The sequence below is a fragment of the Streptomyces sp. NPDC043738 genome, assembly GCF_056436545.1.
In genome coordinates this window covers 33,103-45,479 of sequence record NZ_JBWKCJ010000005.1, presented here as the reverse complement: position 1 = coordinate 45,479, position 12,377 = coordinate 33,103, and the positions used below count along the sequence as shown (strand labels likewise).

Genomic DNA, 12,377 nt, shown 5'->3' with positions numbered 1-12,377 from the left:
GCCGACCGGCCGGCCCGGGGGATCCCCACCGTCGAGCGCCACGGAACGCTCGACACACCGTCGCGGGCGGAGGCCCGGCAGTTGACGCTCTGTCTCTTGCCGCCTCCGCCCGCGGCACGTGAGAGTGCTCGCCATGGCTGATCTTTCGCGGCGGGGGCTGCTCCGGGGCATGGGCGCAATGGGGGTGACGGGGGCGCTGGCCGCCATGACCGGATGCGGGGTGCCGCCCGCGTACGTCGGGGCGGCGGACCGCGCGGGCCCGGACCGCTCGTCGGGCGACCGCCGGATCACCTTCGCCAACTGGCCGCTGTACATCGACGTCGACGACCACGACGAACAGCGCCGGCCCACCCTCGACGCGTTCGAGCGGCGCACCGGGATCTCCGTCGCGTACAGCGAGGAGATCAACGACAACGACGAGTTCTTCGGCAAGATCAGCCCGGCGCTGATAAACCATCAGCGCACCGGCCGCGACCTGATCGTCATCAGCGACTGGATGTGCGCCCGCTTCGTCCGCCTGGGCTGGGTCCAGGAGATGGACCGCACCGCCCAGCCGAACGTCGCCCGACACCTCGATCCGCTGCTGCGCACCCCGCACTTCGACCCGGGCCGTAAGCACTCCGTGCCCTGGCAGTCCGGGATCACCGGCATCGCCTACAACCGCAGGAAGCTCGGCCGCGAGATCCGGCACACCGCCGACCTGTGGAAGGACGACCTGCGCGGCCGCGTCACCCTGCTCTCCGGACTCGACGAGGCGTTCGCCCTGCTGATGCAGGGCAACGGCGTCGACGTCACCCGCTGGACCGGCGACGACTTCCACCGCATGGCCGACCAGCTCCGCGGCCTCGTCCGCAAGGGCCACATCAGGCGCTTCACCGGCAACGACTACATCAAGGACCTGGACTCCGGGGACGTGCTCGCCGCACAGGCCTACTCAGGCGATGTGATCCAGCTTCAGGCGGACAACCCCGACATCGAGTTCGTGGTGCCGGAGGAGGGGGCCGAGCTCTGGGCGGAGAGCCTGATGATCCCCAACCTCGCGGACCACAAGCGCAACGCCGAGCGGCTGATCGACCACTACTACCGGCCGGAGGTCGCCGCCGACCTCGCCGCCTGGGTCAACTACGTCTGCCCCGTCCCGGCCGCGCGCGACGTGCTGGCCTCCTCCAAGGACAAGGACCGCGCCGAGCTGGCCGAGGACCCGCTGATCTTCCCCGACGACGCGATGCGCAAGCGACTGGCCATCGCCCGTGACATCACCTCCAAGGAGCGGACGGAGTTCGCCAAGGAGTGGAACGGGATCGTGGGGCTGTGAGCGTGCCGGCCGTGCGGCGCCCTCCGCAGAGCGGCGCCCTCGGCCGGTGGTGCGGTGCCCCCCCGGGTGCCCCCTGTCGTCTGGTGGCCTCCGCCCGTGCGGTGGCCTGCGCCCGTGTGGTGGCCTGGGCCGAGGGGCCCCTCTGCGGTGCGGTGCCCTCGCACTCTGCGCACTCTGCGATCTGGCCGCCTCTGCCGTGAGATGCCCTGTGCGGCGAGATGCCCTGTGCCGTGCGGCGCCTTCCGCCCTGCGGTGGCCTCCGCCCTGTGGCGCCCTCCGTCCTGTGGCGTCCTCCGCCTTGCGGTGGCCCCCGCCCTGTGGCGTCCTCCGTCCTGTGGTGGCCTCTGCCGTGCGGGCCTCCCTGTATTCCGGCAACGATTACGGAGAGTGATCGGTTCCCTGGTGTTGCGTGATGGTCAGTGCCAGGAGGTCGTGTACGCGTCGATCTCGGCCGACAGTCGGGCCTTGGCGGGGGCGTCCATGAAGGAGGCCTCGACGGCGTTCTTGGCCAGGGCGGCCAGACCGGTGGTGTCCAGCCCCAGGAGGCGGGCGGCGACGCCGTATTCGGTGTTGAGGTCGGTGCCGAACATCGGGGGGTCGTCGCTGTTGATGGTGACCAGGACGCCGGCGTCGACCATCTCCTTGAGGGGGTGCTCCTCCAGGGTGCGCACCGCGCGGGTGGCGATGTTGGAGGTGGGGCAGACCTCCAGCGGGATGCGGTGCTCGGCGAGGTGGGCCAGCAGCTCGGGGTCCTGGATGGCGCTGGTGCCGTGGCCGATGCGCTCGGCGCGCAGGTCGCGCAGCGCGTCCCAGATCGTGCCGGGGCCGGTGGTCTCGCCGGCGTGCGGTACGGAGTGCAGCCCGGCGGCGATCGCGCGGTCGAAGTACGGCTTGAACTGCGGGCGGGGAACGCCGATCTCGGGGCCGCCGAGCCCGAAGGACACCAGGCCCTCGGGCCGCAGGTCGCAGGCGATGCGGGCGGTCTCCTCGGCGGCCTCCAGCCCCGCCTCGCCGGGGATGTCGAAGCACCAGCGCAGCACCACGCCCAGCTCGGACTCGGCGGCCTTGCGGGCGTCCTCGATGGCCTCGACGAACGCGGCGTCGGGGATGCCGCGGCGGGTGGAGCTGAAGGGCGTGACGGTCAGCTCGGCGTAGCGGATCTGCTGCCGTGCCATGTCCCGGGCGACCTCGTACGTCAGCAGGCGGACGTCCTCGGCGTCGCGGATCAGGTCCACGACGGAGAGGTAGACCTCGACGAAGTGCGCGAAGTCGCGGAAGGTGAAGTAGTCGGCCAGCGCCTCGGGGTCGGTGGGGACGGCCGAGTCGGGGTGCCGGGCGGCCAGCGCGGAGACGATGCGTGGTGAGGCCGATCCGACGTGGTGGACGTGCAGCTCCGCCTTGGGCAGGCCCGCGATGAAGGCATCGAGATCGGACAACGGATCCTCCTGGTCGGTGGATGTTCGAGGGTGCGCGGAACGGCCTGGTCATGCTATGCGCGCCCGGGGCGGCCGGTGGCCGCGGGGCGGGAATCGGCCGGCGGCCCCGGCCCCTGCCGACATGCCGGCGTCGCCGGCCGCTGGCGCCCTACCGCTGCCGGCCGTCCGCCTCCCGTAGCCGCTGGCGGGCCTCCATCAGCGCGAAGCCCAGCAGATTCAGCCCCCGCCAGCGCGCCGGGTCCATGGCCCGCTCGTCGTCGGCGGCCAGGCCGATGCCCCATATCCGGTCCAGCGGGCTGGCCTCGACCAGCACCCGGGAGTTCGTGCCCAGCAGGAACTCCCGCAGGCCGGCGTCCTGCCCGAACTTGTGCAGGCTGCCCTCGACGACCAGGGCGTAGCGATGCCGCTGCCAGGTCTCCTCGTCGAAGCCGCGGACCTTGCGCCCGTAGGACTTGGCCTGTTTGGGGTGGCCCGCCGCTATCGCGCCCCGCTCCGCGTCCGCGTCGCCGAACAGCCGGGCCTTTCCGGCCATCATCCAGTGCTCGGCGGTGGCATAGCGGACCCCGTCGACCGTGAAGGGGGAGGGCCACCACTGGCTGAAGCAGCTCGCCCCGAGGCTGCCGTCGCGCCGGGGGCTGTGGCCCCAGAAATGGACGTATTTCCTGTGCTTTCCGGCGGCGGTCTCGCGGCGCAGTTCCTCGACCGAGCGCGGTCCGTCCGCGACCCGTCCGGCCATGATCGTCTCGCCGGCCCCCGTGTTGTCGTGCATCATGCCGGGATTCTGTCAGCGGGCACTGACAACGTGTCGGGGCGGGTACGGGGAAAATCGCAGAATTCGTCGCGTAACCAAAAGGCAACAACGGAATCACTTGTTGAGGGTGCTTTCCTCTGTCAAGATCGGCCATCAATTCCGGAAGTAGCTACGCCAGGCAGTGCCGCTGAGCGGCCCCGGCGCCCGGCGGAGGAGAGCACCATGGACCACCGATTCGATGTCACCGAGCGGTTCGCCGAGGGCGCGCAATTCATCGCGGGCAGCCTCCGCGCCGGCAGCTCCGGCCGTACCCAGGACGTCGTGGACCCGGCGACCGGCGAGACGGTGTACTCCTACGAACTCGCGGGCACAGCAGACGTGGACGCCGCCGTGGCGGCCGCGGAGCGGGCCTTCGCCGAGTGGGGCGGGGCCACCCCCGGCGAGCGCTCCGACGCCCTGCACCGCTTCGCCGCGGCGCTCGCCGAGGACGCCGCCGACCTCGCCTTCGCCGAATCGCTGAACTGCGGAAAGCCGATCAAGCTCAGCAACGAGTTCGATGTGCCGGGCTCGATCGACAACGCGGCGTTCTTCGCCGGCGCCGCCCGCCACCTGGAGGGCAAGGCAGCCGGCGAATACAGCGCCGACCACACCTCCGTCATCCGCCGCGAGCCCATCGGTGTCGTCGGCTCCATCGCGCCCTGGAACTATCCGCTGCAGATGGCCGCCTGGAAGGTGCTGCCGGCCATCGCCGCGGGCAACACCATCGTCCTCAAGCCCGCCGAGATCACCCCGCTGACCTCGCTGCTGTTCGCGCAGGCCGCGCAGCGCGCGGGGCTGCCGGACGGCGTGCTCAACATCGTCTCCGGGGCGGGCCGGGACGCCGGCGAGCACCTGGTGGGCCACCGCTCCGTCGCGATGACCTCCTTCACCGGCTCCACCGCCGTCGGCAAGCGCGTCGCGGAGATCGCCACCGGCACCGTCAAGCGCCTGCACCTGGAGCTCGGCGGCAAGGCCCCCTTCGTCGTGTTCGACGACGCCGACCTGGAGGCCGCCGTCCACGGCGCGGTCGCCGGCGCGTTGATCAACACCGGCCAGGACTGCACCGCCGCCACCCGCGCCTACGTCCAGCGCCCGCTCTACGACGCGTTCGTCCAGGGCGTCGCCGACCTGATGGCGACCGTACGGCTCGGCGACCCCTTCGACCCGTCCACCGACCTGGGCCCGCTGATCTCGCACGCCCAGCGCGACCGGGTGGCCGGTTTCGTCGACCGGGCGCGCGGCTACGCCACCGTCGTCACCGGCGGCGAGGTACCCGCGTTCGGCGACGACAGCAGGCTGGCCAAGGGCGCCTACTACCGGCCCACACTGATCGCCGGGGCCGCGCAGGACAGCGAGATCGTGCAGGCCGAGATCTTCGGCCCGGTGCTGGTCGTGCTGCCCTTCGACAGCGACGACGAGGGCATCGCGCTGGCCAACGACACCCCCTACGGGCTGGCCGCCTCCGCCTGGAGCCGGGACGTCTACCGCACCGGCCGCGCCACCCGCGAGATCAACGCGGGCTGCGTCTGGGTCAACGACCACATCCCGATCATCAGCGAGATGCCCCACGGCGGCGCCAAGGCGTCCGGCTTCGGCAAGGACATGTCGGCGTACTCCTTCGAGGAGTACACGCAGGTCAAGCACGTGATGTATGACAACACCGCGGTCGCCAGGAAGGACTGGCACCGGACGATCTTCGGGGACCGTCCCTGACGGACCCGGCCTCACCGAGCCCCCACAGGCCCCGCCCCCACCCGGGCCCCACCCCCTGCGGCCAGCGCCGCGCGGCACCGTCACCACCGGCCGAGCGCCGGGCTCACCCCCGAAAGGGCACCGCGCATGGAGCACCACGAGCAGCCCGAACCCCTGTCCCCGGCCGAGATCGCCGCCGTCCGCCGCAGCGCGGCCAACGGCCGGCTGGCCATGACCCGCCGCACGCTGCTGCGCGCGAGCAGCGCCATGGCCGTCGCGGCCGGCGGCCTGGGTGCCCTCGGCGCCTGTGGCATCCCGCCCGCGGGCCGCACGGACGCCGCCCGCAGCGCGGACCACTCCCGGGCGGAGAAGCGTCTGAACTTCTCCAACTGGACCGAGTACATGGACGTCAGCGACGACGGCAAGCGCCACCCGACGCTGGACGCGTTCGCCCGGCGCACCGGCATCGCCGTCAAGTACACCGAGGACATCAACGACAACGACGAGTTCTTCGGAAAGGTCCAGGCGCAGCTGGCGGCGGGCCAGGACACCGGCCGCGATCTGGTCGTGCTCACCGACTGGATGTGCGCACGGATGATCTCCCTCGGCTGGATCCAGAAGCTGGACACGGCCAACCTGCCGCACGCCTACGCCAACCTGGCGGCGGAGTTCCGCGACCCGGCGTGGGACCCGGGCCGCGCGCACTCCTACGTCTGGCAGGGCATCCCCGCGATCATCGCGTACAACAAGAAGGCCACCGGCGGCCGGAAGGTCGACTCGGTGAGCCAGCTGCTGGAGGACCCGCGGCTCAAGGGCCGGGTCGGCTTCCTCTCCGAGATGCGCGACAGCGTCGGGCTGACCCTGCTGGACATGGGCAAGCGCCCCGAGGACGTCACCGCGGACGACTTCGACGCGGCGATGGCCCGGCTCCAGAAGGGCGTGGACGCAAAGCAGATCCGCCGCTTCACCGGCAACGACTACACCACCGACCTGGACAAGGGCGACCTCGCCGCCTGTGTCGCCTGGGCCGGCGACATCGTCCAGCTCCAGAACGACAACCCGGACATCGAGTACGTCATCCCCAAGTCCGGCTACATGACGTCCACCGACAACCTCATGGTGCCGAACAAGGCCCGCCACAAGCAGAACGCCGAACGGCTCATCGACTACTTCTACGAGCCGAAGGTGGCGGCCCGGCTCGCGGCGTACATCAACTACGTATGCCCCGTCGACGGCGTGCGCGACGAGCTCGCCAAGATCGACAAGAAGGCGGCGGACAACCCGCTGATCCTGCCGGACAAGGAGATGGCGGCCCGGTCCCACTCCTTCCGCGCGCTGAACGCCAAGGAGAGCAAGGAGTTCGCCCAGAAGTTCTCCGACCTCACCGGCGCCTGAGCCGCCCCGGGGCCTGGCCCCCACGATCCCACCAGGCCCACCCGAGCCGTTTCGCCCTCCGACCCACGGGACGACCGACATGACCCACACCGCGACCCCCCAGAGCAGCGGCGGCGACGTCCGCCTCCACGGGATAAGCAAGACCTACGGCTCCTTCACCGCCGTCCATCCCCTCGACCTGACCGTCCCCGCGGGCTCCTTCTTCGCGCTGCTGGGCGCCTCGGGCTGCGGCAAGACCACCACCCTGCGGATGATCGCCGGACTGGAGGAGCCCACCACCGGGACCGTCGAGCTGTCGGGCCAGGACGTCACGGCCCTGCCGCCCTACAAGCGCCAGGTCAACACCGTCTTCCAGAACTACGCGCTCTTCCCGCACCTGGACATCTACGAGAACGTCGCCTTCGGGCTGCGCCGCCGCGGCATCAAGTCCGTCAAGAAGCAGGTCGAGGAGATGCTCGACCTCGTCCAGCTCGGCCCGATGGCGCGCCGCAAGCCGCAGCAGCTCTCCGGCGGCCAGCAGCAGCGCGTCGCGGTCGCGCGGGCGCTGATCAACCACCCCCAGGTCCTGCTGCTCGACGAGCCGCTCGGCGCCCTCGACCTCAAGCTGCGCCGCCAGATGCAGCTGGAGCTCAAGCGCATCCAGACCGAGGTCGGGATCACCTTCGTGCACGTCACCCACGACCAGGAGGAGGCCATGACGATGGCCGACACCGTGGCCGTGATGAACGGCGGCCGGGTCGAACAGCTCGGCGCGCCCGCCGACCTCTACGAGAACCCCGCCACCACCTTCGTCGCCAACTTCCTGGGCACCTCCAACCTCATCGAGGCCGAGGTCGTCGAGACCGGCGGCGAGGAGCTGCTCCTGAAGGCCGCCGGCGCCAAGCTCCGGCTGCCCGCCGCCCGATGTAGCGCCGCGGCCCCCACGGGCGGCAAGGTGCTGGCCGGCGTACGGCCGGAGAAGGTCGCGCTGAAGCACACCGACGACGCCGCGGCCTGCCCCGAGGGCCACAACCGGCTGCCCGGCCGGATCAAGGACGCCAGCTTCATCGGCGTCTCCACGCAGTACGTCGTCGAGGTGCCCGGCCTGGGCGAACTCGCCGTCTACGAGCAGAACATCGAACGCGACGGCCGTCTCGTGCCCGGCGCGGAGGTCGTCGTGCACTGGAACCCGGCGCACACCTTCGGGCTGGACGCCGCCCAGGACATCCAGGCCGGCGCGGACCTCGACGAGGAGGCCGCGTGACCCTCACCGAGACCCCCGTGCCACCGGACCGGCAGACCGGGTCCGCGCCCCCCGAGGCGCACCGGCCGTCCGCCCGCAAACGGCTCGTGCCCTACTGGCTGCTGCTGCCCGGCATCCTGTGGCTGCTCGTCTTCTTCGCCGCCCCGCTCGTCTACCAGGCGTCGACGTCGATCCAGACCGGCTCCCTCGAAGAGGGCTTCAAGGTCACCTGGCACTTCGCCACGTACTGGGACGCGCTCGGCGAGTACTGGCCGCAGTTCGTCCGCTCCGTGGCCTACGCCGCGGTCGCCACCGCGCTGTGCCTGCTCCTGGGCTACCCCCTGGCCTACCTGATCGCCTTCAAGGCCGGCCGCTGGCGCAACCTGGTGATGATCCTGGTCATCGCCCCGTTCTTCACCAGCTTCCTGATCCGCACGCTGGCCTGGAAGACGATCCTGGCCGACGCCGGACCGGTCGTCGGTGTCCTGAACTCCCTGCATGTGCTGGACGTGACGAGCTGGCTGGGCGTCACCGAAGGCCACCGGGTGCTGGCCACCCCGCTCGCGGTGGTCTGCGGACTGACCTACAACTTCCTGCCGTTCATGATCCTTCCGCTGTACACCTCGCTGGAGCGCATCGACCCGCGCCTGCACGAGGCCGCCGGCGACCTCTACGCCCGGCCGGCCACCACCTTCCGCCGGGTCACCTTCCCGCTGTCCATGCCCGGTGTCGTCGCCGGCACCCTGCTCACCTTCATCCCGGCGGCCGGTGACTACATCAACGCCGAACTGCTGGGCTCCACCGACCAGAAGATGATCGGCAACGTCATCCAGTCGCAGTTCCTGCGGGTCCTGGACTACCCGACCGCCGCCGCCCTCTCCTTCATCCTCATGGCGGCCATCCTCGCCATGGTCACGATCTACATCCGCAAGTCCGGGACGGAGGATCTGGTCTGATGGCGGCCACCGAAACGACGGCAACCCGACCGACCGCGGCCACGGCCGCCCGCCCGCCCGGCAAGGCCCTGCGCTGGCTGCGCCGCAACATCGTGGTGATAGCGGGCCTGTGCACGCTGGGCTATCTGATCCTGCCCAACGTCGTCGTGCTGGTCTTCTCCTTCAACAAGCCCAACGGCCGCTTCAACTACCAGTGGCAGCGGTTCTCCACGGACGCCTGGGCCGATCCGTGCGGGGTCGCCGACCTGTGCGGCTCGCTGGGGCTGAGCCTGCAGATCGCCCTGTGGGCCACCCTCGGCGCGACCGTCCTGGGCACCATGATCGCCTTCGCGCTGGCCCGCTACCGCTTCCGCGCCCGGTCCTCCGTCAACACCCTGATCTTCCTGCCGATGGCCATGCCCGAGGTCGTCATGGCCGCCTCGCTGGCGACCCTCTTCCTCAACATGGGCATCCAGTTCGGCTTCTGGACGATCCTCATCGCGCACATCATGTTCTGCCTGAGCTTCGTCGTCACCGCCGTCAAGGCACGCGTGATGAGCATGGACCCACGGCTGGAGCAGGCCGCCCAGGACCTCTACGCCTCGCCGGTGCAGACCTTCCTGCGGGTGACGCTGCCGATCGCCGCGCCCGGCATCGCCTCCGGCGCCCTGCTGTCCTTCGCCCTGTCCTTCGACGACTTCATCATCACCAACTTCAATGCCGGCTCCACCGTGACCTTCCCCATGTTCGTCTGGGGATCGGCGCAGCGGGGCACGCCCGTTCAGATCAATGTCATCGGTACGGCGATGTTCCTGGTCGCCGTGCTGTGCGTAGTCGTCGGCCAACTGGCCGGGAACCGCCGCAACAGGCGCAAGAGGAGCTGAGAACCATGGCACGAGCTGCCATGCCGCATCCGTCCGGACCGTCTGCCGTCCACGCACTCGCGGACGCCGCCCCCACCCCCTTCTGGCTGGACGATCCCGCCCGCCCCGACGCGCTCGGCGCCCTCGTCGGCGACGAGACCTGCGATCTGCTGGTGGTCGGCGGCGGCTACTCGGGACTGTGGACGGCGCTGATCGCCAAGGAGCGCGACCCGCAGCGCGATGTCGTGCTCATCGAGGGCGCCGAGATCGGCTGGGCCGCCTCCGGGCGCAACGGTGGGTTCTGCGCCGCCTCCCTCACCCACGGCCTCGGCAACGGACTGGCCCGCTGGCCCGGTGAGCTCGCCACGCTCGAAGAGCTCGGCATCCACAATCTCGACGCCATCGAGGACGCGGTCGCCCGCTACGGCATCGACTGTGCCTTCGAGCGCACCGGCGAGATCGACATCGCCACCGAGCCCCATCAGATCGCCGAACTCAAGGAGGCCGCCAAGGACGCCGCGGAGCTCGGGCTCGACCGGCACACCTTCCTCGACCAGGACGAACTGCGTGCCGAGGTCGACTCACCGACCTTCCGTGCCGGCCTGTGGGACCGCGACGGCGTCGCCATGCTGAACCCCGCCCGCCTCGCCTGGGGCCTGAAGCAGGCCTGCCTCGGCCTGGGCGTGCGCATCTACGAGCGCACCCGCGCCACCGCCCTGGCCTCCGAAGGCCTGGGCATGGCCGTCCGCACCCCCTACGGGCGGGTCTTCGCCCGCTATGTCGCGCTCGGCACCAACGCCTTCCCGTCGCTGGTCAAGCGGGTGCGCCCGTACATCGTGCCGGTCTACGACCACGCCCTGATGACCGAGCCGCTCTCCGACGAGCAGCTCGCCGCCATCGGCTGGAAGAACCGCCAGGGCCTCTCCGACAGCAACAACCACTTCCACTACTTCCGCATCACCGCCGACAACCGCATCCTGTGGGGCGGCTACGACATCGTCTACCGCTACGGCGGCGGCGTACGGGCCGAGTACGACCAGCACCCGGCCACCTACGAGAAGCTCGCCCGGCACTTCTTCCGCTGCTTCCCCCAGCTGGAGGGCCTGCGCTTCAGCCACGCCTGGGGCGGCGCCATCGACACCTGCTCCCGCTTCTCGGCCTTCTTCGGCACCGCGCACGCCGGCCGGGTCGCCTACGCCGCCGGATACACCGGGCTCGGTGTGGGCGCCACCCGCTTCGGCGCCGAGGTGATGCTCGATCTGCTCGCCGGGGAGCGCACCGAGCGCACCGAGCTGGAGATGGTCCGCAGCAAGCCGCTGCCCTTCCCGCCCGAGCCGCTGCGCTGGGCGGGCATCGGCATCACCCAGTGGTCGATGACCCGGGCCGACACCCACGGCGGTCGCCGCAACCTGTGGCTGAAGGCCATGGACAAGCTGGGGCTGGGCTTCGACAGCTGACGCGGGGAGCGGGCGGACGCGTTGAGGCTCGCCGAAGGCGCGCGGCCGGAGCCGCGCGCCTTCACCGTCCGTCGTCCGCCGCCCGGCCCCACCGGCCGCACACCGCGCACCACGCCGCGAGCAGCACGCCGACCAGGCACCAGCTGCCGAGTACGTCCAGGGGCCAGTGGTAGCCGCGGCGCACCAGCCCGACGCCGACGCCGAGATTGAGCAGGGCGACCACGGCGGCGAGCGCCGACGTACGGACGCGGGCGGCCGGGCTCCCCGCCCACCACGGCTGCCCCCGGGTCAGCAGCAGCGCGGCCACGCCGTAGGCGACCGCCGCCGTGGCGCCGTGGCCCGAGGGGTAGAAGCCGTCGTGCGCGGCGCCGGCCATCGCGGGCGGGCCCGGCCGGGCGAGCCAGAGCTTGAGCGGGGCGACGAGCGCCGGTACCGCGGCCAGCGCGAGCGCGGCGGTGAGCGGCGGCAGCCACCAGCGGGCGGCGGGGCCCTCGTGCGTCGCGGCGCGGCTCGTCCTGCGCCACCCCCGCCACGCGGCCCACACCACCACCGTCAACAGCACGGGCAGCGCGACGGTCGCATTGCCGAGGTCGGCGAGGAACTCGGCGGCGGAGGAGGGAATCGCACCGGCGGCGACGGCGCGGCCCAGGCGCTCGTCGAGGGCGCGCAGCGGGCCGTGGCCGGCCACCTGCCAGGTGAGCACGGCGAAGAGCGCCGCACTGAGGAGCGCGACCGTCAGCGGCGAGCAGCGGCGTGGAGCGCGGGCCGAGCGGTCCGGCGAGCCGGGAGAGGGGATCGGCCGCCCCGGAACAGGGGGGGTGGTTCCGAGGCGGCCGCGCTGACCGGTGTCCCGCGCGCCCCGGGGGGTATGGGGCGAGCGGACATCCGATCGGTGAGGATTCCCAGAGCCCCCCATTCCAGGGGTTCCGGTGTCGTGCGCGAGGGCACGGCCTGATCGGAGCCGGGGAAGCGCCGACCGGGCGTCGCCCGCAGTCCCCTGCGAGCGGGGTGTTTCTCTCATCTGCAGAAACCGTACGGCACGGGCAGCGCACCGGACAGCCGCATCACCCGGCCGCCATTGGCCCCGCACATCTTCTTCACTCCGTACCTCCAGCTACGCGCGTCCGCCTCGACGGCGTGCCGATCGCCCTGCTTCGGACGGGTAGACGGGCGTGGGGGGGGGGGGGGGGGGGGGGGGGGGGGGGGGGGGGGGGGGGGGGGGGGGGGGGGGGGGGGGGGGGTTGGGGGGGGGGGGGGTGATGGCGTGTGAGA

The 12,377-nt window shown here is 71.5% G+C and carries 10 protein-coding genes; 7 read left to right on the top strand and 3 right to left on the bottom strand.

Going from position 1 to position 12,377, the window contains the following annotated elements; all coding sequences use genetic code 11:
• Positions 1–133 precede the first annotated feature (133 nt).
• The gene (locus AC0680_RS09320; protein WP_478626275.1) at positions 134–1,315 is read left to right on the top strand and encodes an ABC transporter substrate-binding protein; all 1,182 of its coding nucleotides are present in this window, start codon (positions 134–136) and stop codon (positions 1,313–1,315) included.
• Positions 1,316–1,731: 416 nt separating this feature from the next.
• Here the strand turns inward: AC0680_RS09320 and AC0680_RS09315 are convergent, their stop codons facing one another.
• Positions 1,732–2,751, bottom strand: coding sequence for an adenosine deaminase (locus AC0680_RS09315; protein ID WP_478626273.1), 1,020 nt, complete (start codon positions 2,749–2,751; stop codon positions 1,732–1,734).
• Between the two features lie 148 nt (positions 2,752–2,899).
• Positions 2,900–3,523, bottom strand: a complete 624-nt coding sequence (locus AC0680_RS09310) for an NADAR family protein (protein WP_478626271.1) — start codon at positions 3,521–3,523, stop codon at positions 2,900–2,902.
• Positions 3,524–3,724: 201 nt separating this feature from the next.
• Between AC0680_RS09310 and AC0680_RS09305 the strand changes: the two genes are divergently transcribed.
• The 6 genes from AC0680_RS09305 to AC0680_RS09280 all read left to right on the top strand — a co-directional run bounded on the left by AC0680_RS09305 (position 3,725) and on the right by AC0680_RS09280 (position 11,105).
• On the top strand, positions 3,725–5,254 hold the full coding sequence (locus AC0680_RS09305; protein WP_478626269.1) for a gamma-aminobutyraldehyde dehydrogenase: 1,530 nt from the start codon (positions 3,725–3,727) through the stop codon (positions 5,252–5,254).
• Positions 5,255–5,380: 126 nt separating this feature from the next.
• A complete protein-coding gene (locus AC0680_RS09300; protein WP_478626267.1) occupies positions 5,381–6,628 on the top strand; it encodes a polyamine ABC transporter substrate-binding protein in 1,248 nt (415 codons plus the stop codon).
• A gap of 79 nt (positions 6,629–6,707) precedes the next feature.
• Positions 6,708–7,871: an ABC transporter ATP-binding protein gene (locus AC0680_RS09295; protein WP_478626266.1), complete on the top strand. Its 1,164-nt coding sequence runs from the start codon at positions 6,708–6,710 to the stop codon at positions 7,869–7,871.
• Complete coding sequence (locus AC0680_RS09290) at positions 7,868–8,806, top strand: ABC transporter permease (RefSeq protein WP_478626264.1); 939 nt, start codon at positions 7,868–7,870, stop codon at positions 8,804–8,806. Before AC0680_RS09295 ends, AC0680_RS09290 begins: the two co-directional genes overlap by 4 nt.
• Positions 8,806–9,669 carry an ABC transporter permease gene (locus tag AC0680_RS09285; protein ID WP_478626262.1) on the top strand — a complete coding sequence of 288 codons (864 nt, stop codon included), beginning with the start codon at positions 8,806–8,808 and terminating at the stop codon, positions 9,667–9,669. The genes AC0680_RS09290 and AC0680_RS09285 overlap by 1 nt, the downstream gene beginning before the upstream one ends.
• A gap of 20 nt (positions 9,670–9,689) precedes the next feature.
• The gene (locus AC0680_RS09280) at positions 9,690–11,105 is read left to right on the top strand and encodes an NAD(P)/FAD-dependent oxidoreductase (RefSeq protein WP_478626683.1); all 1,416 of its coding nucleotides are present in this window, start codon (positions 9,690–9,692) and stop codon (positions 11,103–11,105) included.
• A gap of 61 nt (positions 11,106–11,166) precedes the next feature.
• Here the strand turns inward: AC0680_RS09280 and AC0680_RS09275 are convergent, their stop codons facing one another.
• Positions 11,167–11,808, bottom strand: a complete 642-nt coding sequence (locus AC0680_RS09275; RefSeq protein ID WP_478626261.1) for a phosphatase PAP2 family protein — start codon at positions 11,806–11,808, stop codon at positions 11,167–11,169.
• Positions 11,809–12,377 lie beyond the last annotated feature (569 nt).

What these genes read in the sequence shown, in the direction of transcription:
- AC0680_RS09285 (WP_478626262.1), top strand. Translation starts at nt 8,806, where the DNA reads ATGGCGGCCACCGAAACGACGGCAACCCGACCGACCGCGGCCACGGCC.
- AC0680_RS09295 (WP_478626266.1), top strand. Translation starts at nt 6,708, where the DNA reads ATGACCCACACCGCGACCCCCCAGAGCAGCGGCGGCGACGTCCGCCTC.
- AC0680_RS09320 (WP_478626275.1), top strand. Translation starts at nt 134, where the DNA reads ATGGCTGATCTTTCGCGGCGGGGGCTGCTCCGGGGCATGGGCGCAATG.
- AC0680_RS09300 (WP_478626267.1), top strand. Translation starts at nt 5,381, where the DNA reads ATGGAGCACCACGAGCAGCCCGAACCCCTGTCCCCGGCCGAGATCGCC.
- AC0680_RS09305 (WP_478626269.1), top strand. Translation starts at nt 3,725, where the DNA reads ATGGACCACCGATTCGATGTCACCGAGCGGTTCGCCGAGGGCGCGCAA.
- AC0680_RS09310 (WP_478626271.1), bottom strand. Translation starts at nt 3,523, where the DNA reads ATGATGCACGACAACACGGGGGCCGGCGAGACGATCATGGCCGGACGG.
- AC0680_RS09280 (WP_478626683.1), top strand. Translation starts at nt 9,690, where the DNA reads ATGCCGCATCCGTCCGGACCGTCTGCCGTCCACGCACTCGCGGACGCC.